Here is a 21,932-nt window from a genome sequence, read left to right on the forward strand (position 1 = left end):
TTAGGCATTTCATCTTTCAGCCAGAGCACACGACATAGCCCACGGCGAGCGCGTTTATCTCCAGCTAGAGCGGCTCCATAACTACACCATCGATACGCTTCTGGTTTCTCCACCATGCCCGCTCTAACTGGGTTCAGATCAATGTAGGTCGACATGATTCTAGCAACGTATCCAGCCTGCACGAGCACGCTGGTGTAGCGACCGCTCCACAGGTAGCCGTCGCGGTTGTTATGCCTATTGTACCAGCGACTGAACCGCTGCTTCAGGCTCTTCATGAAGTTGCCCAAATCGTGCATCCGGCTGGTATATTGTCGCTTGAAATTATCCGCCGCCACCCGGCTGGGATTCCCCTCAGCATCTTGGCTAGTAGTCTCTAGCAAATTGTTAAATATCTGCTTCACCTCGGCGTAGTAGCTGGCTGAATACAGCGCCTTCACGCGTCGTAAAAACTCATCATCGCTAATTTCTACCTCACCTTCCTTAGGCACTTCAACCAGCAGGTGAAAGTGGTTCGACATCACACAATAGCTGAGGATTTTGACGCCGTAAAAGGTCTCACAATTACGCATGAGCCCAACAAATAGCTCACGCTCAGCATCACCCAAAATAAATCGCCGGTCGACTACACGCGAAATGCAATGGTACACCGCCGAGCGATGTTTTCGATATGGTGACAAATAGCGAGCTGTAGCCATAATCTCTACAGGTAACTCAGGTTGTGAAGATTGCAAAAAGTTCCTACGTGAAATTACCTGTCTGTAAAAAAAAGGAGAGGTAAAAAAAATGCCACGTCGTCAGGATGACGAGGTGGCATGGATGATAGGTTTAGCTGTGAGCTTACTTCCCTTTTCTTTTCTTTGGCTGAGGTCTGTTTTTGCGCTCAGCGGCTTGAGTATTGAACTGAGACACGTTAGTGCGTTTGCCTTCTGCGTATTTCACGTTGCGGTTAGCAGGGACTTTGCCGGTCACATTTTCAGCTAGTTGGCTGTCCCATGCGTCAAATGCGTCTTGCATTTGTTGGGCGCGCTCAGGGTATTTGTTAACGAGGTCAACGCGCTCGCCTGGATCTTCTGCTAGGTTGTACAGCTCGATGGTTTGATCGCTGCGGCTGTTCCAACAGAGCTTCCAATCGCCTTGGCGGATGGCGTAATCGTTGTCACGGCGCCAGAACATATTTTGGTGAGGTCTTTCGTTAGCTGGCTTTTCACCGGTGATGTATGGCAGTAGGTCAACGCCGTCAAATGGCAGTCCTTTGCTAGGTTTGGTCATACCTGAGCGGGCTACGGCAGTAGGCGCCATGTCGAAGCTAACCACTGGGTGCGGATAGACTTGACCAGCTGGAATGGTGCCAGGCCAGTAAGCGACTAACGGGACACGCAGGCCACCTTCGTAGGTATCGCCTTTAAAGCCGTTGAAATCGCCGGGGCTGGACATAGTTGTCGTGCCACGTTCTTTCTGTTTGGGCTGTTTAAATCCCTGACCGCGAGGGGTGCCATTATCACTGAGGTAGAAAATGAGAGTATTCTCGCTGAGGCCATTTTTTTCTACGGCGTCGAGGATGGCTCCGACACTGTCATCTAGCGCTAACACCATACCGGCAAAGAAGCGGCGTTCTTCGTGGTGTACTGGAAGGTCCTTGAGTCTCTCGAGGTATTTGTCGTGCACTTGCCATGGGAAATGGACTGCATTGTGAGCTACGTAGAGGAAAAATGGACGGTCTTTATTTTCGTTAATAAAGTCAGCTGCCTCGTCACCGTAAACTTCAGTTAGGTAGTCGCCTCGCTCTTGGATTGGCGTATCAATTTTGCCATTTCGGTAGACGGGGAAAATGGCTTTTCTGGTTTCGTCTGCATTGGCGCTAGATTTGAAATAGTCGTGAGATCCTGTTGGAGATCCGTAGTAGAAGTCAAATCCACGGTTCCACGGCAGTTGGTCTTCAGTTTCACCGAGGTGCCACTTGCCGATCATACCAGTGTGGTAGCCGAGCTCCTTCATCATTTCTGCGAAGTTTTGCTGGCTGTGTGGGATCACGCTGAGAGGGCCGTTGCCGTAGTAGCCGAGCCTCTGCTGGTGCATGCCAGACATGATACCGCAGCGAGATGGGCCACAGACGGATGCGGTGACGTAGCCTTGGGCGAATGAGGTGCCGCCTTTAGCTAACTTATCAATGTTAGGTGTGCGGATATCATCAAATCCATGGAAACCAACATCACCGTAACCCTGATCATCAGCAAGGACGATAATCACATTTGGCGGTGTCGCAGCCTGGCTGGCCGCTATGAGTGAAACACTGCCAATTAGGCTCAGTGCGGATGTTTTGAAGTCGTGCATATGCATTATATTTGTAATATAAATACGCATGTGCAAGGTCAAATCAGGACAAAGTAGCGGCTGATAGGATAATTATTTTAGTTCGATAGTAAAAACGGAAGCAGGCAGGCCCTCTTTATTGTAAAGGTTAGCCTTCAGCGGCAGACCCGCCCAGGCGTAGCGCACAGCTTTTGGTGCGCTGATTTCTGGGTGGGAAACCTTGACCTCGTCAGCTGAGATAATTTTGGCTTTTGCCCAATGCCATTGGCCTGAAGCATCTTGCATAGCAAAACCGCCGAGCTCGTCGTTAGTTGCCTTAGCTGGCTGCATGAGTGTTTTTGTCGATGCAGTTAGGCCGCTGCCAGTTGAGTCAAATTTGATCACCAAATCTTGACCATCCAGCTGGTGTGAGCGGTAGAGGGGGCCTGAGGAAACGATGTCTTTGGCATAATCATTAGCTAAGGCTAACAGAGCGAGTCGTTTGCCCACGTCATACTTGTTGTGCGGGTGGATGTCTTGGCTTTCACCGATGTCGTGAGCGACAGCCATGCCTGTGTTAGCCAGCTCGAGTGTAAGGCGCTGTTGTTCTCGTATGAAGGCAAACGAGGAATCGTCACCGGCGTCACCTTCAGCTTCACGGAAGCCCGCGAGCTGGACGTGATAGAATGGCAGTTCCTCATTGCCCCAGCGCTTGCGCCAGCCTTGGACCATCGCCATATAGCGCTGGCTGTAGACTTCTTGGAAATGGTTAGCATTACTTTCACCCTGATACCAGAGCACCCCGCGCACACTGTAGGGGATGCACTGGGCAACCATGCCGTTGAAGAGAGTGGCTGGAAATTGTTTGTTAGTTTTGGTCGGCGGATCTAGCCTCGGGCGTGGGCCTTGTTTGTTTTTTTGCCATTCAGCTAGGGCTAATTTGTGGGCATCGGCAGCTTTTTTTACAGCTTCAGGAGATTGTTGTTTTGCTTTTTCTGCTGCCTTTTCTAGATTGTTTTGGTAGTAAGCTTTAAGGTTATCGTTAGATTCTAGCACCTCTTTAGGGATCCATGCTTCTACACGAGTACCACCAACGGCGCACTTGATGATGCCGACGGGAACCTGCAGTTCTTTTCGCAGCTCTTTGGCAAAAAAGTACGAGGTAGCGCCAAATTTGTTACTGCTTTGTGGGCTTAGCGGTGTCCATGAGCTATCAAAACTATGAGCCTCGGCAAATGGGGAGGGTCGGTTAGGTACTGAGATTTGACGTAAGAGCGGATCATTGGCGGTTTTTACTTCTTCCCTGAGGAATTCCACCAGCGGCTGGTATTGAGGCTCACGAGCATCTTTTAGCATCATTTCCATAGTGAAGAACATGTTCGACTGGCCTGAGCAGAACCAGACTTCTCCAACAAGTACATCATTAATTTCTTTACTAACATCGCCGATGTTAACCTGTAGCTGGCGAGCTTCAGCAGATGCATCCATGGGCTCTAGCTGGACTAGCCACTTACCTTCTTCGTTGGTTACGGCTTTTACATTTTGTCCGTCAAATTGCACAGTCACCTCAGTTCCCGGATTAGCGGTTCCCCAAACTGGCACTGCTTGGTCGCGCTGCAGCACCATGTGGTCGCTAAACAGGCTTGCGAGAGCTGCTTGCTCGGCAGTGAGTTGGCCGATGCTGGCTGCTAGAGTGATGGTGGCGAGAAGGTAGTTCATTTTCATAATCCCTATAGAATGAGTAATGCACATAGGGGAAATGTGCGATTTGATGTGGATTAAACGAACATAGACGCGTTGTTATTTCAATAATTTAGTTAAAATAAACAGATTGTGGAGGCGGGAAATATTATTTGAGTTCCTGCCATAGTCTATCAAACTCTAGCTGGAATTGGCTGACTAACTTTGGTTCGTTAGTGACCAGGATATTTTCGTTATTGGCGGTGGCGGCACTGCGCGTCCAGTTGTAGCTGCCATTGAGCAGTTGGCTGGAGTCAGCGATGGCAAACTTGTGGTGCATGTGTGCCTCGCTACGGTCAAATCGGCAACTCACCCCTTTTTCTATCAAATAGTCGAGATCGGAGCCAAGGTCCTCAGATTTATCATCATCTGATAGAATGCGAACGCTAACACCACGTTGTTTAGCTTCGATAATTTTTTCTACAATACGGTTATCAGTAATGGTGAAAACACAGATGTCTAGCTGGCTACGGGCGCCGGATATGAACTCACGAATGCGGTGTAAGCAGTCGTCACCAGGGCTGAAATAGGCGCTGGATTTGATTTTCATTTCATTAGAGTAGAGCTGCTTGATGACGGCCTCCAGCCAGTCCATCACGGTAAGTTCACCAAACTCTTCTAGCGATTTGGTGGCGAGCCGAAAGGCCATAGTGCGCACTTTGGCCAGTTCGATATGATTGCCCTGTAGCTGGGAGATCAAGGTTTTGAGTTCTTTGCGCTCAGAACGGCTGAGGGCAAAATCTTCTAGCGAATCTATGAGTTGCTGTTGGATTTTTTCCATGCTGAAGTTTTTGTTGATGTTAGCTGGATGATTAATGATCGAGGTAGATGTAGTTTTCCCAGCTCTTCATTCTGAGGAGAATTTTTCTGAGCAGAGCGACGTGTTCGAGGTGTTCGCTGTAGACAGCGACCTCGGCGAAGATGCCATCTGGCAGCGTGTAGTCGCTCATATCATCAGTGATAGTTAGCATGACCGGCACAAGACCGCGTTTGTTTTTGGCGTATTCGGCGGTTTCCATGAGCGTGCCTGAGGCTTGAAATTCCCCTTCCCCTAAAGCGGGAAACATCTGGCTAACTTCTGCTGTGAAGACTTTGCCGGGGATGCTTGGAAACATGATCTCAGCTTGATAGCCGGGTTTGAGGCGCTGCAGGGCATTTTGACGAAAACTGGCAACGACGAAATGTTTTTGGTTAGGGATGAAGACCATGGTTGGTTTCAGAGGCATGCTAACAGCCATCATGCCAGGGCGCACTTTGATCTGTGTTACATAGCCGTCGCTAGGCGCGCAAACGATGGTGCTGTCGAGGTTGAATTGCGCCTTTGATAGAGCGGCTTGATGCTCGGGAATGACATTGTGCACTTGTGAGTCGCGCTCTAGCTGGTGCATGGCTAGGTTGGCTTTGGCTTCATCTAATGAGGCTTCAGCGCCGAGGTAAATTTGGCGTTTGTTTTCCACCTCGTTAGCTGAGACGGCGCCGCTGGCAGCAGTCTTGCTGAAGCGCTCGAATGACTGCTTAGTGCGGTCACGCTCACTGGTAGCGCGCTCTACAGCGGCTTGCGACTGGGCTACTAGCTGGGTCATTTGGTCGACTTGAGCTTTGGCTAGATCCAGCGCTGCTTGCATTTGATTGACTTTGAACTGGTAGGGTTCGGGGTCGATTTTGAAGAGCACAGTATCTTTTTTGATAGGTACGTTAGCCTCTACGGGCACGTCGATGACAAGCCCTCTAACGTTGGGGACGATGGGGGTGCTGATGAACCCACGAACGGCAGATTTTGAATGTGGGTGATTGTAGTTCATGGCAAACACAAGCGCGCCAATGATAACAACGCCACCAAGTACGGCGGTGGGGATTGTCCACTTGTTCAGTGGAATTTTGAAAAGTTTGAAAATGCAGATGCAGATGGCTGCGTAGGTGAGTAGGAGTAGGATTTCCATAGTCTTAAAAATTGAGGGTGGACATTATTCACCATTTTCCAGCTGGCTGGACGACTGCGCTGATTTTGTGGTTTGATTTGATTCTAACTTAGCGACTTGCTTGGTTAGTTTTGCGACTTTCTTTTCAAGATCTATCAATGCCTGTTGGGCGCTTTCGGGTTGCCCCTTATCACTGATGAAGCCCCAGCCGCGATCAGCGCGGTACAAGGTGGCCCAGATCCACAAAAATGGCCACAAGACGTGCAGGGTAAATAGACTAATCCAGCCAGCAACGAGGATGGCATCTTGCTGCGGGTGGTTTCTTTTTTTAGCGATTTCGTAGGGGATATCGTGAATGGCGATGATGCCATAGAAGATCACGAGTACCACGGCGATGAGAATTCCGAGTGAAATGTAGTCTAGCATGATGTAATGGTTGTGAGAGTAACATCACCTATCACCCAGTGTGATAGGGACTGTGAAACCATTAGATCGCTGGGGAATTTTTACAAGAGCATTAAGCGCCGCCACGCGCTGGATGATTGTCTATCAATGCTATGTCATTAGATCTAGCTAGGATCTTGGATGTGTTCAAAGCGATAGAAAGTTTTGCCGTCGCGGGTGACTTGCTCAGCAAACATGCTCAGCGGTCTCACCCAGAGCTCACGCTCGCCGTAGCGCGGTCGGTAGATCACCATGGTGTTGTCGGTTTCGCTACAGCGGGCGAAGTCGACCACATCGTATTCATTGCCTTTGAAATGCCGGTAGCGCCCTTTGACGATTTCTCTTTCCATGGTTTGCTGCTGAGATTCTTCGCTATGTCCTCTATGTGGTTGTATCATGTTCAGTGAGGATTTATTTTTCCGTGCAGATGATGGCGATGAGGCGGTGGAGGATCATGCGGTGGTCTTGGCCGGTGCTGACGAGTGAGAGGTCGGCCTCTAAGCATGAGTCCATGGCCTTGCGCAGTGCTGGGAGAGAGAATTTGTTAGCATCTCTAGCTGCTAGAAAGAGTGGGTAGGCATTGACGCCTCCTGCTTTTTTCTGTGGCAGCCAAGAGCGCTCATTTTCTGGCAGCGCATTGATGGCGGCGGCAAATTGATTGTAGTTAGCCAGTGAGACTTTGCGTCCAGCTGTGGCGGCTTTGGCCATGAATAGATTGCGCACGGTGGGGATGATAGAGGCGCGCAGCAGGCCGATGGCGGCTTCGTTGCGGGCGAGCTGTTGGTTGACAATCTCGATCGCTCTAACGGCATTTTTTTTCTGCAATGCGCGCCCGATTTCAAAAACGATGCCGGCGCGCGACAGTGGCACCATGAGCTGGACGTCGTCTACTTCCACTTGGCGCCGTTGGTCGCCGAGGTAGAGGTCGAGTTTGGCGAGCTCTGAGTTGATTTGGCGGGTATCTTCCCCAGCGCGCATGACAAATAATTCCATCGCTTCAGCCTCGAAGCTCATGCCGTAGTCGTTAGCTTTCTGGCGCACCATATTGGCGACGATGTCTTGCCAGCCGTCTTTGCTAACATCTGGTTTGTCGTAGCTGCGAATGGTGGCAATTTTATCTAGCAGCTTGTAGAATGCGCGGCGTTTGTCGATGCCGGTACAGCTGATGATGAGTTTGACGCTATCGGGCACGCCTTGTTCGATGGCTTCTTTGAGCGCTTCGACGCCTTGTTTGGTGCGGTCGGAGTCGCTAGTGCGATCGCCGCCAGCTAGAAATGATGCGCGTTTGAGCCAGACGATTTTATCGCCGCCAAAGAAGGGCAGGGTTTGCAGGGCTTCGATAGTTTGGCCGCAGGCGCTGTAGGCGTCTTCGCTATTGCCAGCGGTGCCTTCGATGATGTCGTTGGCAAAATCATCCGAGTCAGCGGGCTTGAGCTGGTTGAAGAGCTTGTGCGCTTCTTCAGCCACGCTGCCTTCATCATTGCCCATGATGACGTATATGTTCCCTGCCTTTGCCATGGCTTCAGCATGTTGTGGGGCAGGTGGTTTTGACAAGGCTCAAGTTATACCATTTGAGCCGATAAACCCTTGGCATGGCGAACTGGATTTTCCGCTAGGCCGCGGCGAGAGGAGCTCTTGTAGCTGGCTCGATTCAGGCCTTTAACCTATCAACCGTTTGCTTGTCTCGCTCGGGTCTTGTGCCTTGAGACGCGAGAGTATTTTGCTAGAATGCAGGAATGACAGCGAGGACAACTGGGTATGCATTTTTTGTTAGCATGACGTCTATAGTATTGATGGCTCTGGCATGTTTATGGGTAGTCGGAGTTTTGGTTTTTGATTTCAGCTGGCATCAATCTCATGCCTCACTGCTAGATGATGTTTTTCTAGCGGCTTTAACGGTAGTTGTAGTGGCGCCAGCTGCCTATGTGATGCGCTCGACTTGGAGTTTTTATAAAAAGCCGTGCATTGTCTATCTAAAGCCAGGTTTGGTTTTGTTAGCTCTCTCGCTAGCTGGAGTTTTGTTTTACCAGCTAGCTCAGCAACCCGCTGAGGTGTTGGTGAATTTGATCATGCCTGTGGCTATTGGCCTAGCTTGGCCGCTGGTTTATTTCAGCTGGCGGGCATTCAAATGGCTGCTGAGACACGGTGGCTGGCCTAGATAGCTGGCGATTGGGAATGAGTTTAGTTGTTAGGATTAGAGAATATGACAGAGGGCCGACGATTTAAAACCATCAAATGCATTTCTATCAGCATGGTGACCTTGCCGACTCTGCTGCTGATTGCAATATGGGTTGATTTTGTGATGTGGTCAGATTTAGCCTCGTTGCCCAATTGGATATTCCTGCTGATTCTATCGACGATTTTGGCCATCCCAGCGTGGTCGGGTTGGCGGTTTTATAAAAAGACGAGCTTAGGAAGTTTGCGGTCTGGCCTGTCGATGATGCTTGCGATACCTTTGCTGGTACTCATGTGCTGGCGAGTGGAGGATAGTAGTGGAATTTATTCCCAGCTCAGCTTTCCCGTAGCGATTCTCCTTGGCGCAGTGCTTCATGTTAGATCTGAGCGGCTATTGAAGGACAAGCTGAAGCTGGCTGGGGAAGTCTGCAAGCCGCATCCTTTGATCATCTCTGGGGCATTGTTTTTTATCTTTCTGGCGATGTGGACTACGCTGTCGCAGAGCTTCGAGGGTCATCTCAGTGAGTTGCGTGGCATGGCAAAAGTTCTCGGCATGTTAGCCCCCTTCCTATTGGCATTTGTCAGCTATAAATTATTGAGGTCAACTCTGCATCGCATGATTTACGGTAAGCCGGAGCTGGTTGAGCAATTAGATTAAAACTTTGTTTCTATTAAATCCCTGTAGCTGTAGGGTTTATAGACGCTAAATGGTGGCTAATTAATGCGTATGTTTTGAGCTTAGATGCGATGCACAAAGCGGGTGATTGGGCCTATAGTATCCACGTATGAATGAAATACATGGACACGAGGTAATGCAGATGATGATTGATGCGAATAAGACCTACTCACGTACGTCCCTGCGCAGCGACATCTACGATAAGTTTGGTGTAGACGCTACATTCTATACCTGTTCAGCCAGCGGCATGTCTGCAGATGAGTTGATCAAATTTTTGGAGAACAAAGGAAAAGTTGTTTTCAATTCTTATGGTTACATCGCCGAAGAAGTGGTGATGTGCAATCATTAGGGATTGATAAGCATTATGCGTTAGATTCATTTCTACGCAGTTGTTATTGTTACGTGTTGCCGGTATACCTGGGGGGGTATACCGGTTTTCGTTTTTTAGTTAGGATATGGCTGGCCTGCTAGTGCGGATTTTTGCTTTCAGCGCGCCAGCTAGGTTATACAGGCCGAAGTAGGTGCGGTTGAGGTAAAGGGCATCGGCATTTCCTCTAGCAGCATTGAGTGATTGCAGTTCTTGGTCGTCGCGCGTTTGGTCGCCAAAGTCAGCGAGCTCGCGGAAATACGATTGGTCACCAAAGTCAAACACCTCGTGCTGGAATGGTCTGGAGAGCAGGTCGACAGATTGGTGGAATACTTCGGTGAGCTTGGCCACCGCAGCTGGAGAATCGTCAGGTAATAAGAGGCCTATCTTATAGAGTGATTGGCGGAATTTCTCTGGATCTGCTAGGATTTCTGGCTCCATCAGGCTGAAGTATTGGCGGTAGAAATCATCCGGTAGCGCTTTGACACAGCCGAAGTCGAGCACCCAGAGCTGGTCGTCTATCACCTTGAAATTTCCTGGGTGTGGGTCGGCGTGAAAGACCCGCAGCGTATGCACCTGATGGTGATAGAAATCCCACAGCGACTGGCCAATGAGGTCAGCCAGCTGGCTATCTTCATTGCGCTGGCAGAATTCATCGAGCACTTCACCAGCCACCCAGTCCATGGTGAGGATGCGTTTGCTGCTGAGCTCGGCATGGAAGTTAGGAAATTGTATGTTAGCCAGCTGGCTGGACTTTTCCGCCAGCTCTAATGACCTACGTAGTTCCAGCTGGTAGTCGGTTTCCTCGGTGAGCCGTTCTTCCACCTCGTTGATGTATGGATTGATGGCTTTGGCATCTAGCTTGAATAAGCGCATGGCCAGTGGTTTGACGATGGAGAGGTCTGAGTGAATGCTCTCCGCCACGCCAGGGTATTGGATTTTTACCGCGTAGTCGTGGCCGTCTAACTTAGCTTTGTGGACTTGACCAATTGACGCCCCAGCGATGGCTTTTTTACCAAACTCATCAAATATTTTATCTGGCGATTTATCCATTTCGCTGAGGAATGTTTTCACTACCAGCGGGTAGGAGAGCGGCGGTGCCGAGTAGTGGGCTTTGGAGAATTCTTTGACGTAGGGGTCGGGCAGTAGGTTGCGGTCGAGGCTGAGCATTTGCGCTAGCTTCAGCGGGCTACCCTTGAGTTTGCTGAAGGTGCCAAAGGCCTCGGCGGCGGTGCGCTGGTGGAATTTCTCTTTGTCGCCATTGCCTGTTAGCGCCTTTTTGCCAGCGTATTTCAGGTAGTTCACACCGACACGGGCACCAGCTGCGGTGAGCGATGCGGCGCGTCCGATCTTATCTTTAGGGATGGATGTTTGTTCTTTCATCAGCGTGGTGGGACTACGGCTGCAGGCGGCGCATCATGAAGCGGGCGAGGTCTAGCGCGGAGTCGAGCACGCCTGAGCTGGCGCTGTCGGCAAAGAAGCGGACGGATTTTTCTATCAATGCGTCGGTGTCTTGGAAGCCGTCGCTGGTATCTTTGCGATAGTAGTCGATGAGGAAACGTAGCTGCTCAAACAGGCCCTTGGCGTAGAGCTCGTTGAGCTTTTTGCGGTCGGCAATCTGACCGCTTGCTAGACCTTCTTGCATCAGCTCGTCTGCCCAGCTGGTGAATGTTTGGCGCATGGCGCGCAGCGAGTCAGGTTTGAGATCTCGCATACACGGGAAGCACTCTACCAGCCGCGAGCGGTGGCGCTGGACGTGGGTGAAGAAGGTAAAGTAAAAAGCTAACAATTTCTGCTGGATGTCGTACTCAGCGTAGTCGTCATCAGCTTCCAGCACGTTGATAGTCTCGCGCACGAGGCTTTCCCAGTAGCGAGATTCGAGCGCGGAAAATGAGCTGTGATGTTGGTAAAAATCGCCTTCAGTTAGCTCGGCATATTTGCAGAAAGCATACACGCTGGCTGGCTCGTGTCCTTTGGTGAGCACGTAGTCCCAGTACATGTCAGCGACTTGCTCGGCGCTGGCGGGTGGGTTTTTGGCCTGTTTTTTCTTGGTGGATTTCTTCGCTGCCATACTCACGGGTGCCCCATTTCTGGCTGCCGTCAACTGCTAGTCGGCCGAATAAGAAGAAATAAGACACTATTTCCCTGCAGCTCTGATGCAGATGGATTATCTAGTGTTAGCTAGCCTGCTAGAAATAATCGCCCTAATCACCTTTTACCGTAAAGAATTGGCAAGGCCAAACTGCTATGTCTGATATTACTCCACATTCTCTTTTACAACGCATCCTTCAGTTGATTGCTGATGCTCAGGAGCGCGCCGTTCGCTCGGTTAATTTTGAACGAGTGCTACTCTACTGGAATATGGGTTTTCATATTGTAGAGGAAGAGCAGAGAGGAAAAGAGCGAGCTGATTATGGAAAAGAGCTCATTCAATCACTTGCTGATTCATTGACAGCTGAATATGGAAGTGGATTTTCTTTTCGCCAGCTAAATTTCTGTCGCCAGTTTTACCTCCAATTCCCAAAAGTGAACGCACTGCGTTCGCAATTGAATTGGTCTCAATACCGCCTTCTTCTGCGAATTGATAACGCGGATAAGCAAAGTTATTACCTTGGAGGGGATCGAGGTATTAAAGAGCTATCGCTGATGGCAATGAATAGGATGTTTTTGAAATGACAGTGCTGAAATTTTATTCAGCGCGGGTGTAGTGGCGTAGCTCGAATTTTTCGAATTCTTCGACGATTTGGTATTCGGGGAATTGTTGGATGAAGTCAGGGAACCAGGTGTCGCCGTCGTAGCTGGCGTGGATGTGGGAGACGAGGATGTCGTCTAGCTGATCGAGGAAGAGCTGGTAAATTTGCGCGCCGCCAATGATAAAAACGTGGTCGTCTAGCAGGTCTAACTTTTCCAGCTGGGCTGGTGAATGAATGACGGTGGCGCCATCTGCGCTCCAGCTGGTATCGCGAGTGATGACAATGTTTTGTCGCTTAGGAAGCGGTCTGCCGATGGAGTCCCAAGTTTTGCGGCCCATGACGATGGGGTGGCCAGTGGTATGACGGCGGAATAACTTGAGATCTTCTGGTAGATGCCAAGGCATGTCTCCGTTTAGGCCGATGACTCGTTCTGGAGTCATGGCGACGATGGCTGATAGTTTCATCTGAGCTAGCTGGAGTTAGGTTTTTAGTTAGACGGAGACGGCTGCTTTGATGTGCGGGTGTGGGTCGTAGTCGACGAGCTCGAAATCATCACCGCAGAAGGCGAAAATGTCTTTTACCTCGGGGTTGATTTTCATCTTAGGTAGCGGTCGGCAGTCGCGTGTGAGCTGGAGTTTGGCCTGCTCGAGGTGGTTGCTGTACAGGTGCAGGTCGCCAAAGGTGTGCACAAAGTCGCGGGCTTCGTAGCCGCACACTTGAGCGATCATCATGGTGAGCAACGCGTATGAGGCGATGTTGAATGGCACGCCGAGAAAGAGGTCTGCGCTGCGCTGATAGAGCTGGCATGAGAGGCCTGGGCGCTCGGATTCTGGATTGTGAACGTAGAACTGAAAGAGCAAGTGGCATGGCGGTAGGGCCATTTGGTCGACTTTGCCCACATTCCACGCGCTTACGATGTGGCGGCGTGAATGTGGGTTGTTTTTCAAGCTATCAATGAGCTGGCTGATTTGATCAATTTCCTCACCATCTTCATTTTTCCACGCGCGCCATTGCTGACCGTAGACGGGGCCGAGCTCGCCATTTTCATCAGCCCATTCGTCCCAGATGCGGACTTGGTTTTCTTTTAGGTAGGCAATGTTAGTATCGCCTTTGAGAAACCAGAGCAGCTCGTGAATGATGGAGCGGAGGTGAAGTTTTTTGGTGGTTAGGCATGGGAAGCCATCGCGCAGATCGTAGCGTGACTGGCGGCCAAATACGGAGAGCGTACCGGTGCCGGTGCGGTCGCCGCGGCTCTCTCCATTTTCTAATACATCTGTAAGCAGCTCGTGATACTGGCGCATGAATGCCTTATAGCCGAGCTAGCCCAGTGGTGTCGAGACCCGATCGTCTCTAGCTAAAATGCTGAAATGAATGGTTAGGTTGATGGCCTACTTTTTCTTTTCTGGCTTGGGTGCTTTGGAGGCATCGCGCAAGAACTTGAATTCTTCTTCGTCGGTGAAGGAATTGAGGCGTGCGTCAGACGAGGCGGTGGTAATTGGTTTGCCGTCAAACAAAACGATGGCGGCAAATCCACGGTAGATCACATTTTTGCTGTTGAAGTTGACATCCCATTTGAGGTGAGCATTTGGCAGCAGTTTGATTTTTTCTTCCTTCTTAACGAGTGCGTAATAATCGCGCTCTTGAATGCCAACGATGGCGTACTTGAGCGTAACTTCGGTGGCAAAACCATTGCGATTTTTAATATGGACAGTGCTGATGCTATCAACGGTCCTGCTGGCTTTTTGGCGCACGACATCCACCTGTATGTTAGGCTCCTGCTTGAGCATTTCTGGGTTCGCCTCGGTGAGCTTTTTCCAGTGCTCTAGGTAGCTATCATTGTCGCGAGTACTGGTATCGTATTTGGTTTTCGGGCGGTTATCTACTTCTGGCCTGTTGGAATATCGTTTGGCGTAGTCGCGCATGTGTTTGCCTTTTTGCACGGCGGCATGGCTGAGCTCGCTAGGGTCGTCAGATTTGCGTGCTTGGCTTGGCAAGACTAACTCCACATTGGCTAGAAGGGTGGAGAACTCAGGCACGTATTTCACGGGCACGATGTATTGGAAAACCATATCTTGATCGCGATCGCGAGTGCCAGATTTGATAGTTGGATAGAAGTGGCCGTATTCGGTGAATAGGCCACGGAATTGGGCTTCCTTCCACGTCTTCAAGATAGCATTTTTTGCCATCATGGCGTATTCGTTATCGACGCCGTCGACTAACTTGTAGGCGGAGTCGAGGAAATCATCTGGGCGCTGGCGGTTGCTGCGCTCATTTTTTTCTAAAGTTTCGATGATCTGGACCATGCGGGTTTTCAAAACCGCGAGATCTTTTTCGTTAGTCTCAGAGCTGACTTTTCCCATGGCCAGTTTTTGGGAAAACTCTTCGGCGCTCGTATTGATTTTCGTTTTGGCTTTTGGTTTAGCCGAAACGGGAACCGTAGCAAGGGTGGCTAAAGAGAGGGCCAATAGAGTGAATATTCTGAGTCGATCCATCACATTCACTGTATGTATGGAGTTATAATACTTTTACCAGTAGAAATTGCTGGGGGTGCTCGCTAGGGTTAAAAAATAACCACTAGAGTTGACTCTAGTGGTTATATCTTTGCTGAGATGTCGGGTTATCACGTCCTCACAGGTGGAGGGCATAAGTCGATGCATTACAGCTTCTTGAAATATTATCCAGTTCTCTGGATGGTTTATTTATTTGAAAAACGGCGCGAGAGCTTCGTTTACAGCGCCGCTGATAGCTTTTTTGCGCTGGCTGGTACTTGGGTTAGTGAGCAAGTCGCGAGTGGCGAAACTGCGGTAGACGAGTTCATTGGTTTTGGAGTCGAGCACGTCAATGACGATGGCGCCAGCTTCGAAATAATCTGGGCGCTCGCTTTTGATCACGCCTTCCATGTGTGCGGCATCAACAATTTCCTCTGCGTCACGACCGTAGCCGAAATGGTCATCTTCTGATGTGGTTGAGGCATTGTCTTGGAGCACGAGCATGTAACCGACGGTGAGGTCAGCGTTAGGGCTGTCAGTCGCTAGGCCATGACTAGCAAATTGCTCTTTGATAGAGGACTGAATCATCTGGTTCACCTTCTCAGATTGGTCAGCATAGGATGGTTTGGAGCCAGGTTTTTGTTTCACAAAGCGCATGCTGCTGTAGCCTTTGCTATTGCCCTTTGGCATGTCTACTTTGTTGGCACAGCTTGAAAATAAGATGGCCACGAGGAGGAGTGAGAGTGATTTGGCAAATTTCATACAAGCGACTTTATAGGCACATGCCTATCATTGCGCAAGAATAAGCCAGCTAGATGTCACTGACATCTAGCTGGCTGTAGGATAGAAATAGTTAGCTAGATGGTCGAATCTAGCTGGATGATCACATCCAGTGTTAGTAAATTTCTTTAACTTCAACTGGCGCTAAGATCTCGCGATATTGCTTAGCTACGGATGGATGCATGTCGCTGAGCATGGCGCGCAAGGTGTAGCTACCGTGCATTTTACCATTTTCTAAGTAGAGCCAATCGGACACAGCATCAAAGGAGACTTCAATTTCCTGGCCAGTTTCAAAGCCTTCGACGTTCTCGATATCACTTTCGATCTCTCCAGTGAAGAGACCTTCAAAGAAGTGAGTATTGGCTAACCAAACGTGCTCGGTGTTCACGCCATCGGTGATAGGGAATTTCACGCTGAAGCCTTCTAGTTCGCCAGCGATGAAGCGCTGCGTAGCATCTAGCAATGTGTCTCTAGCTGATTGAATGGCTCGGTTCATTTTTTCAGAACCAGAATCGAGGTCAACCATGTGCAGGAGCTCTTTGCTCACTGATGATGGGGCGTGACGGTTGTGTACGTAGTCGTCGAAAAGCCCAAATGACATGGTATCAAGCTCGTGGAGCATTTTGAACTTTTTGCCATTGTGAAGGCTGATGATAGCGCAGCCGTCTTCGTATGAGAGCATGTAGAGTGAGATGGTAGATTTGGAAAAATCGTCATCAGCCCACTCGCCATACAGAGCTTCTTCGTTAGTGCATGGGCCAACCACAATGATCATGCCGATAGGGTCACCTTCGACAATATTTTCAGGTAGCTTCACTTCGATAAACAAAAAGCGACCGCTTTGGTAGCTAACGATGATGATCTCTTCAGAGAGTTTTTTGTGCTCACCGTATGACATGGATGAGACTAACTCTTTCCACTGGTAGGCAGCGTACTCAGCGGCATCGTCGGAGAGCAGGTGCTTAATGGTATTGACTTTATCGTTAGCAAACAGGTGGGGAATCGTATTGCGAGTGAAATCTTTTTTGAGTCTGCTGAGCTTTTCTTCCGGGCTCTTTTGGAATAGCGTTTTCATATTTGTGCAATAGTTTGTATACGTAATTGTTAGTCGTGGGGATTATTTTCGCTTTTGCGAGGGGTGTAATCTAGGCGCCTAGTTTACTTCGACTATTGGACTAGAGCCATTTGGTCTAAGAATAAACACCGATGAGGTGGAGATGGTGTGAAAATTTATTGCTTAGAGATTGCCACAAGATTAACAATAAAACTAACTTTGTGCAAAATGAATCGATTAGATGTTGCAAGGTATTGTCAACACAATGCCCGTCTTTATATCTGTATCATAAAATCTATTAGATTTAGAATTGTTTTCTGTTAACTGCTCAACATCAGTGAATTCAAGCTATGTGAGATTTCATGATAATGATTGCAAAAGCAGCTAAGGGTATCAGCTAGATCACCTTTTGATATATTTATCGGAGAGGTTCAAAAGTGGTAAAAAAGGTCTATCAAGATGTCGCTAAATCGACCGAGTCGATTATGGAAATGTGGACCGATAGCTACAGTTAGCTGACATGAACTGACCTTTGATGTCTACGATAGACAATTTGGTGATGAAGAAAGTAGCCGCCGATACTGCCAATGAAGCTGCCGAGAGCGATATCAATGAAACGCGTCATGATGATTTCGTTAGCTGGAATATGCGGGCAGGTAGCGATAACTAACAAGACGGTGATGGGGGTGACAAAGATGATGCCTAGCGCGTAGTTTTTGCTGATGGCTATCGGTGTTAGGAAGTTCAGCAGCGAGATCATTAGGCAAATCTCCAGCGGGCTGAGCCGCGACAGCGTATAAAGACAGATGAGCACGCCTATAGCTGTGCCAGTGACGCGCTGTATCCCGCGCTGGAAGACGTGGCGAGAGTTGGCACCAAGCATCACAGTAGCGCAGGAAACACCGACCCAGTAGCCAGATGGGATATTGAGTAAATGAGCCACTAACATGGCTAGGCCAAAAAAGGCGGCGTAGATGAGAGATTGATAGATGTTAGTCTGCGGCTGGCGAATTGGCTGCGGAGCGTCAGCTTTGGCGAGTTTTGCGGCAGAGGATTTTTTCTTGCGTCGCGTGATGACAGCCTGGCTGATAATCAGGAAAAACAGGGTGTAGACACAGCCCAGGGTGATGGCTGAAGTATTTGCTAGGATGTGATCGAATGCCTGAGGAATGGCGTTTGCAACACAGGCGACCATGGTGAAAAAGAGTGCCTTTGGCTGCTGTAGATCAAGCCTATCAGCTAGCCAGTGAGCGGCTACCGTCAAGATGGTTAGTACAAAAATGGCTGTGTGAGGATACGGCTGGATGAGACTGCCGATGGCAAATGCGATGATGAAACCTGCGCAGCAAATGCAGATAGCTCGCAGCTGGTGAGATGCGCTAGAGGAGGGCAGGTAGATGGCCGCTAGGTTTGCTAGGCTGGCTAACAGTCCCAGCTGGAACTGGCCGACGTAGAGCCCTGTCAGTAGAGAGGCTAGGGTTGAGAGAGACAGGACGATAGCTGTCTGCAGCGGCATAGGGTGTTGTGAGAACTGGATGATTGTTTGCAGTTCTCTGCGGATAATCGATCTCATAGCTAGGTCGAGATGGGTTGTGTTTCTGTTTGAAACAGACGCACATGGCTAGCTGGATATTGAATTAGGGTCAAGATCCAGCTATGTGACGAGTGTTTGGAAATGCCAGAGCACTCGACCTAACTTATGTTGATGAGGACTTAGTCGATGTCTTCGCGCAGCGTGTGGATGAGCTTAGCCACAAGCCCGGTCCAGCCAGTTTGGTGTGAGGCGCCGATGCCGCGGCCGTTGTCACCGTGGAAATACTCGTAGAAGAGGATGTGGTTTTTGAAGTTAGGATCGTCGCGCAGCTGAGGAATGCCGTGGTAGACTGGTCGTTGGTCATTATCATCCGGGAGGAATATTTTCACTAACCTACGGGCTAGCTCGTCGGCAATTTCTTTGATGGTAAGGAATTGTCCTGATCCGGTTGGGCATTCGACTTTGAAATCATCACCGTAGTAGTGGTGGAATTGCTGCAGCGACTCGATGATGAGGAAGTTGATAGGGAACCAGATAGGTCCTCTCCAGTTAGAGTTGCCGCCAAACATATCTGAGTCTGATTCACCCGGCTGGTATTGCACGGGGATTTCACGATGACGGCCACGATAGCTGATTGAGAAGATGTATGGGTTTTCTTGGTAGACTTTTGATAGCCCGCGGATGCCGTAATCAGAGAGGAATTCTGTTTCGTCTAACATCCTAGATAGGAGTCGCTTCATGCGATGCCCGCGGAGAAGTGAAAGCAGGTGGCGGTGACCGCGTCCTGGTTCTTCCCAGCGTGATACGAGTTCCGCGAGCCGAGGTTTATTTTCAAGGAACCAATGCATGCGCTCGGCAAACTCGGGAACTTTCTCCATGTAACATGGCTCTAGTGTTTCTACGGCAAATAGTGGGATGAGGCCAACGATGCTGCGCAGTTTTAGCGGTTTGTGGGTGCCGTCAGGTAGGCTGAGCAGGTCGTAGTAGAATTTGTCATCATCATCCCACAGGCCGAGCCCTTCTTCCGCCATGTTAGTCATGGCTTCAGCAATGTAGAGGAAGTGCTCGAAAAATTTGGTGGCGATGTTTTGGTAGTTAGGGTTGTGTTCTGATAGGATGAGGGCGATGCGCATCATGTTGAGCGCGTACATGCTCATCCATGCGGTGCCGTCGGATTGATGGAATTGGAAACCATCTGGCAGCTCGGTATTGCGGTCGAACACACCGATGTTATCGAGGCCGAGGAAGCCACCTTGGAAGAGGTTGCGACCTTCGCTATCTTTGCGGTTCACCCACCAAGTGAAGTTGACTAACATCTTGTGGAAGACTCTCTCGAGGAAGTCGTAATCGCCGCTGTGACCGTTTTGTTTGCGATCTATCTGAAAAACTCGGAGGCAGGCCCAGGCGTGTACGGGTGGGTTGACGTCGCTGAAGTTCCACTCGTAGGCTGGGATTTGCCCGTTAGGGTGCTGGTACCAGACGCGCAACATGAGCTCCAGCTGGTTTTTGGCGAAGCTAGCATCTATCAGCGCGATGGGTAGGGTGTGGAATGCTAAATCCCAGGCCGCGTACCACGGGTATTCCCATTTATCGGGCATGGAGATGATGTCGGCATTGTTGAGGTGGCGCCATTCGTAGTTGCGTCCATGTGCTCTGTTAGCTGGCGGCTGCGGATGTGATGGATCACCTTCTAACCACTCTTTGACATCGTAGTAGTAAAATTGTTTGCTCCAGATCATGCCGGCAAATGCCTGTCTTTGCACGGCGAGTGATTCTGGGCAGGTGGTGCCGTGTTGAACGGCTTGATAGAATTCGTCGGTTTCACTGACGCGCTGGCTAACAATTGTGTCAGCGTCTTTGAATGGTGAGGCCATGAGCTGGCGGCAGAAGCGCACTTGTACTTGGCGGGATTCTCCAGCTGGAATTTCTAGCACGTTATGGGCGGCTACTTTGGTACCGCACTGGCTTGGGTTGACGGCGGATTTGTCGCCGTCGACGAGGTAGTTATTGATGCCGTCTTTGAAGTATCTACCTTTGATTTTAGCGCCGTGGTGGCGGTTGAGGTTGGTTTCGTTTTCGCAGAAGAGCATGTCGGCGTCGCCGTCGCTATGGAGGTGCCATTCGCCGCATTTTTCGTGTTCGATGAGCACGGCTTTGTTAGCGCCTAACTTCATGCTAGGTCGGTTGGTTTTTCCAGGTGCCCAGCTATTTCTGCACCAGAGCTGCGGCAGGATGTGTAGCGTCTCGGTATGCGGGCCACGGTTGGTGGCGGTGACTCGCATGATGATGTCTTCTGGGGTGTTTTTGATATATTCTATCTGGACGTCGTAGTAGCGGTCGTCGGCAAAGGCATCGCTATCCCAGATTTCAAACTCGGCATCTTGTTTGCCGCGCTTTTTGTTTTCCGCGACGATTTGATCGTAGGGGAATGCTCTCTGCGGGTATTTGTAGAGCATTTTGCAGTAGCTGTGAGTGGGGGTGGCGTCGAGGTAGTAGTAGAGTTCTTTGACGTCTTCGCCGTGGTTGCCTTCTGGATTTGTTAGTCCGAAGAGTCTCTCTTTGATGATGGGGTCTTTGCCGTTCCACAGAGCGAGGCCCATGCAGAGGTAGGATTTGGTATCACTGAAACCAGCTAGGCCGTCTTCGCCCCAGCGGTAGGCACGGCTGCGAGCGTGGTCGTGGGGGAAGTATTTCCAGGCATCACTATTTTCGGAGTAATCCTCACGTACGGTTCCCCATTGGCGCTCGCTGAGGTAGGGCCCCCAGGTTTTCCAGAGCTCTTCTTGTGTTCCAGTTAGCCGCTTATGCTCCGCTGTGCTTTTCATGCCTGAAAGCTAGCACAGGCTGAATGATTTAGGAATGAGGAATTAGATACGATGTCACATGATTCTGACTGTTTCATTAGATAAATGAGATTGTCAAAATGCAGGCACATTTGTCTGTTGGTGCGAGCGGGTTAGTGCTTGCGAGTTAGACTTTTTTGCGGAGGTATTTATAGCTCTGGCTATTTGACGGCTGGGAGTGCTAGCCTGAGTGATTTGATAGACAGTTGGTCTTCGTCAAAGATAGATTTTTCAGCTGGCTGGGGGACGTTGTCAGCTGGTCGGTGGTTGGTGTAGGCCACTTCTGCGTCGATGGTATTGCAGAGTGAGTTGAGCACAGGGAATGATTTTGGCGCTCTCACTAGGATTACTTTGAATTGCTGAATGAGCTTTTGGTGGTATTCAGCTGGCGCGTGTGATGGGGTAGACTGCTTGGCGTTAAACTCGGCGAGATGGATGGGTCTGCGCTTAGCTCCTAGGGTGACGTTGACGAGTGGCGCTTTTAGCTGAGCAGTTTTGGTGCAGCTGACTCTGCAGCTGATTTTTTTTAGTGATCGTGGCCGGTTAGACCAAAGCTGCTGGTAGAGTTCGTTTTTGACAAACAGCGCTTGGTACTTGTACGCGTGGGTCGAGTTGAGCTCAGAGAATACCCGTAGGTGGGCTTGGATGAGGTTGCAGTTATCTAAATCGATGAAGTTTGGAGTTTTGGTGCCGCATGGTCGGCTGCTCGAACCATGATATAAGATATTCGAGCAGAGGTCGATATGACCGAGAATTTCTCTTAGAGAAATGTCATAGAAATAGAGTGGCATTAGGGAGGGTGGTGAGGAGGTGCGGCGCTAAATAGGGAGCGTTCAGCTGAACTTTGTTTTGCTGTCTAAGTGTTTTAGGGTCAATGAAAAAAATGGTATTATCGTCTGGGTGTTTGATTTAACTAAATGGATTTTGCA

22 protein-coding genes are annotated in these 21,932 nt (G+C 49.7%); 4 read left to right on the forward strand and 18 right to left on the reverse strand.

The features are described from left to right. From JIN82_RS13075 to holA, 8 genes are all read right to left on the reverse strand, one after another. On the reverse strand, positions 1-647 hold a 647-nt coding region (locus JIN82_RS13075), incomplete at its 3' end, for a transposase (protein WP_325099513.1). Positions 648-837: 190 nt separating this feature from the next. Further along, positions 838-2,361, reverse strand: a complete 1,524-nt coding sequence (locus JIN82_RS13080) for a sulfatase family protein (protein WP_234042012.1) — start codon at positions 2,359-2,361, stop codon at positions 838-840. A gap of 42 nt (positions 2,362-2,403) precedes the next feature. Beyond that, entirely contained in the window at positions 2,404-4,014 is a 1,611-nt protein-coding gene (locus JIN82_RS13085) for a sialate O-acetylesterase (protein ID WP_200312104.1), read from the reverse strand. Between the two features lie 124 nt (positions 4,015-4,138). Continuing rightward, positions 4,139-4,810 (reverse strand): phospholipase D-like domain-containing protein, encoded by a 672-nt coding sequence (locus JIN82_RS13090; RefSeq protein WP_200312105.1) that lies wholly within the window; start codon positions 4,808-4,810, stop codon positions 4,139-4,141. A gap of 31 nt (positions 4,811-4,841) precedes the next feature. After that, positions 4,842-5,969: an HlyD family secretion protein gene (locus tag JIN82_RS13095; RefSeq protein WP_200312106.1), complete on the reverse strand. Its 1,128-nt coding sequence runs from the start codon at positions 5,967-5,969 to the stop codon at positions 4,842-4,844. A 24-nt stretch (positions 5,970-5,993) separates the two neighbouring features. Further along, the gene (locus JIN82_RS13100; RefSeq protein WP_343221745.1) at positions 5,994-6,377 is read right to left on the reverse strand and encodes a DUF3302 domain-containing protein; all 384 of its coding nucleotides are present in this window, start codon (positions 6,375-6,377) and stop codon (positions 5,994-5,996) included. Between the two features lie 140 nt (positions 6,378-6,517). After that, positions 6,518-6,790 carry a DUF1653 domain-containing protein gene (locus tag JIN82_RS13105; protein ID WP_234042013.1) on the reverse strand — a complete coding sequence of 91 codons (273 nt, stop codon included), beginning with the start codon at positions 6,788-6,790 and terminating at the stop codon, positions 6,518-6,520. A 13-nt stretch (positions 6,791-6,803) separates the two neighbouring features. After that, positions 6,804-7,910, reverse strand: a complete 1,107-nt coding sequence (gene holA, locus JIN82_RS13110) for a DNA polymerase III subunit delta (protein WP_200312108.1) — start codon at positions 7,908-7,910, stop codon at positions 6,804-6,806. 257 nt (positions 7,911-8,167) lie between these two features. Between holA and JIN82_RS13115 the strand changes: the two genes are divergently transcribed. The 3 genes from JIN82_RS13115 (at position 8,168) to JIN82_RS13125 (ending at position 9,592) form a co-directional block, all read left to right on the forward strand. Then, positions 8,168-8,554 carry a hypothetical protein gene (locus JIN82_RS13115; protein ID WP_200312109.1) on the forward strand — a complete coding sequence of 129 codons (387 nt, stop codon included), beginning with the start codon at positions 8,168-8,170 and terminating at the stop codon, positions 8,552-8,554. Positions 8,555-8,595: 41 nt separating this feature from the next. Next, a complete protein-coding gene (locus JIN82_RS13120; protein ID WP_200312110.1) occupies positions 8,596-9,225 on the forward strand; it encodes a hypothetical protein in 630 nt (209 codons plus the stop codon). 127 nt (positions 9,226-9,352) lie between these two features. Next, positions 9,353-9,592 (forward strand): YecH family metal-binding protein, encoded by a 240-nt coding sequence (locus JIN82_RS13125; protein WP_200312111.1) that lies wholly within the window; start codon positions 9,353-9,355, stop codon positions 9,590-9,592. Between the two features lie 99 nt (positions 9,593-9,691). Here the strand turns inward: JIN82_RS13125 and JIN82_RS13130 are convergent, their stop codons facing one another. Further along, a complete protein-coding gene (locus tag JIN82_RS13130) occupies positions 9,692-10,993 on the reverse strand; it encodes an ABC1 kinase family protein (protein WP_200312112.1) in 1,302 nt (433 codons plus the stop codon). A 13-nt stretch (positions 10,994-11,006) separates the two neighbouring features. Continuing rightward, positions 11,007-11,681, reverse strand: a complete 675-nt coding sequence (locus tag JIN82_RS13135) for a hypothetical protein (RefSeq protein ID WP_200312113.1) — start codon at positions 11,679-11,681, stop codon at positions 11,007-11,009. A gap of 176 nt (positions 11,682-11,857) precedes the next feature. Here JIN82_RS13135 and JIN82_RS13140 point away from each other — a divergent pair, with 176 nt between their 5' ends. Beyond that, a complete protein-coding gene (locus JIN82_RS13140) occupies positions 11,858-12,286 on the forward strand; it encodes a DUF1016 N-terminal domain-containing protein (protein WP_200312114.1) in 429 nt (142 codons plus the stop codon). A 13-nt stretch (positions 12,287-12,299) separates the two neighbouring features. Here JIN82_RS13140 and JIN82_RS13145 read toward each other — a convergent pair whose 3' ends face one another. The 8 genes from JIN82_RS13145 to JIN82_RS13180 form a co-directional block, all read right to left on the reverse strand. Further along, a complete protein-coding gene (locus tag JIN82_RS13145) occupies positions 12,300-12,767 on the reverse strand; it encodes a dihydrofolate reductase (RefSeq protein ID WP_200312115.1) in 468 nt (155 codons plus the stop codon). A 27-nt stretch (positions 12,768-12,794) separates the two neighbouring features. Beyond that, positions 12,795-13,604 (reverse strand): thymidylate synthase, encoded by an 810-nt coding sequence (locus JIN82_RS13150; RefSeq protein ID WP_200312116.1) that lies wholly within the window; start codon positions 13,602-13,604, stop codon positions 12,795-12,797. Between the two features lie 87 nt (positions 13,605-13,691). Continuing rightward, entirely contained in the window at positions 13,692-14,663 is a 972-nt protein-coding gene (locus JIN82_RS13155) for a hypothetical protein (RefSeq protein ID WP_200312117.1), read from the reverse strand. 339 nt (positions 14,664-15,002) lie between these two features. Then, positions 15,003-15,554, reverse strand: a complete 552-nt coding sequence (locus JIN82_RS13160) for a DUF4136 domain-containing protein (protein WP_200312118.1) — start codon at positions 15,552-15,554, stop codon at positions 15,003-15,005. 133 nt (positions 15,555-15,687) lie between these two features. Further along, on the reverse strand, positions 15,688-16,647 hold the full coding sequence (locus tag JIN82_RS13165) for a YegJ family protein (RefSeq protein ID WP_200312119.1): 960 nt from the start codon (positions 16,645-16,647) through the stop codon (positions 15,688-15,690). Positions 16,648-17,137: 490 nt separating this feature from the next. Next, complete coding sequence (locus tag JIN82_RS13170; protein ID WP_200312120.1) at positions 17,138-18,199, reverse strand: FUSC family protein; 1,062 nt, start codon at positions 18,197-18,199, stop codon at positions 17,138-17,140. Between the two features lie 140 nt (positions 18,200-18,339). Then, positions 18,340-20,985, reverse strand: a complete 2,646-nt coding sequence (locus JIN82_RS13175) for an MGH1-like glycoside hydrolase domain-containing protein (protein ID WP_200312121.1) — start codon at positions 20,983-20,985, stop codon at positions 18,340-18,342. A gap of 179 nt (positions 20,986-21,164) precedes the next feature. Further along, positions 21,165-21,794 carry a hypothetical protein gene (locus JIN82_RS13180; protein WP_200312122.1) on the reverse strand — a complete coding sequence of 210 codons (630 nt, stop codon included), beginning with the start codon at positions 21,792-21,794 and terminating at the stop codon, positions 21,165-21,167. Positions 21,795-21,932: the final 138 nt, after the last annotated feature.

Source organism: Persicirhabdus sediminis (assembly GCF_016595495.1).
Classification (GTDB): domain Bacteria; phylum Verrucomicrobiota; class Verrucomicrobiia; order Verrucomicrobiales; family Akkermansiaceae; genus Persicirhabdus; species Persicirhabdus sediminis.

Excerpts from the sequence above, each read along its gene's own strand:
- JIN82_RS13125 (WP_200312111.1), top strand. The coding sequence starts at position 9,353 with ATGAATGAAATACATGGACACGAGGTAATGCAGATGATGATTGATGCG.
- JIN82_RS13140 (WP_200312114.1), top strand. The coding sequence starts at position 11,858 with ATGTCTGATATTACTCCACATTCTCTTTTACAACGCATCCTTCAGTTG.
- JIN82_RS13160 (WP_200312118.1), bottom strand. The coding sequence starts at position 15,554 with ATGAAATTTGCCAAATCACTCTCACTCCTCCTCGTGGCCATCTTATTT.
- JIN82_RS13170 (WP_200312120.1), bottom strand. The coding sequence starts at position 18,199 with ATGAGATCGATTATCCGCAGAGAACTGCAAACAATCATCCAGTTCTCA.
- JIN82_RS13165 (WP_200312119.1), bottom strand. The coding sequence starts at position 16,647 with ATGAAAACGCTATTCCAAAAGAGCCCGGAAGAAAAGCTCAGCAGACTC.
- JIN82_RS13145 (WP_200312115.1), bottom strand. The coding sequence starts at position 12,767 with ATGAAACTATCAGCCATCGTCGCCATGACTCCAGAACGAGTCATCGGC.
- JIN82_RS13080 (WP_234042012.1), bottom strand. The coding sequence starts at position 2,361 with ATGCGTATTTATATTACAAATATAATGCATATGCACGACTTCAAAACA.
- JIN82_RS13135 (WP_200312113.1), bottom strand. The coding sequence starts at position 11,681 with ATGGCAGCGAAGAAATCCACCAAGAAAAAACAGGCCAAAAACCCACCC.
- JIN82_RS13155 (WP_200312117.1), bottom strand. The coding sequence starts at position 14,663 with ATGGGAAAAGTCAGCTCTGAGACTAACGAAAAAGATCTCGCGGTTTTG.
- JIN82_RS13175 (WP_200312121.1), bottom strand. The coding sequence starts at position 20,985 with ATGAAAAGCACAGCGGAGCATAAGCGGCTAACTGGAACACAAGAAGAG.
- JIN82_RS13180 (WP_200312122.1), bottom strand. The coding sequence starts at position 21,794 with ATGCCACTCTATTTCTATGACATTTCTCTAAGAGAAATTCTCGGTCAT.
- JIN82_RS13120 (WP_200312110.1), top strand. The coding sequence starts at position 8,596 with ATGACAGAGGGCCGACGATTTAAAACCATCAAATGCATTTCTATCAGC.
- JIN82_RS13130 (WP_200312112.1), bottom strand. The coding sequence starts at position 10,993 with ATGAAAGAACAAACATCCATCCCTAAAGATAAGATCGGACGCGCCGCA.
- JIN82_RS13115 (WP_200312109.1), top strand. The coding sequence starts at position 8,168 with ATGACGTCTATAGTATTGATGGCTCTGGCATGTTTATGGGTAGTCGGA.
- JIN82_RS13085 (WP_200312104.1), bottom strand. The coding sequence starts at position 4,014 with ATGAAAATGAACTACCTTCTCGCCACCATCACTCTAGCAGCCAGCATC.
- JIN82_RS13105 (WP_234042013.1), bottom strand. The coding sequence starts at position 6,790 with ATGATACAACCACATAGAGGACATAGCGAAGAATCTCAGCAGCAAACC.
- JIN82_RS13090 (WP_200312105.1), bottom strand. The coding sequence starts at position 4,810 with ATGGAAAAAATCCAACAGCAACTCATAGATTCGCTAGAAGATTTTGCC.
- JIN82_RS13150 (WP_200312116.1), bottom strand. The coding sequence starts at position 13,604 with ATGCGCCAGTATCACGAGCTGCTTACAGATGTATTAGAAAATGGAGAG.
- holA (WP_200312108.1), bottom strand. The coding sequence starts at position 7,910 with ATGGCAAAGGCAGGGAACATATACGTCATCATGGGCAATGATGAAGGC.
- JIN82_RS13095 (WP_200312106.1), bottom strand. The coding sequence starts at position 5,969 with ATGGAAATCCTACTCCTACTCACCTACGCAGCCATCTGCATCTGCATT.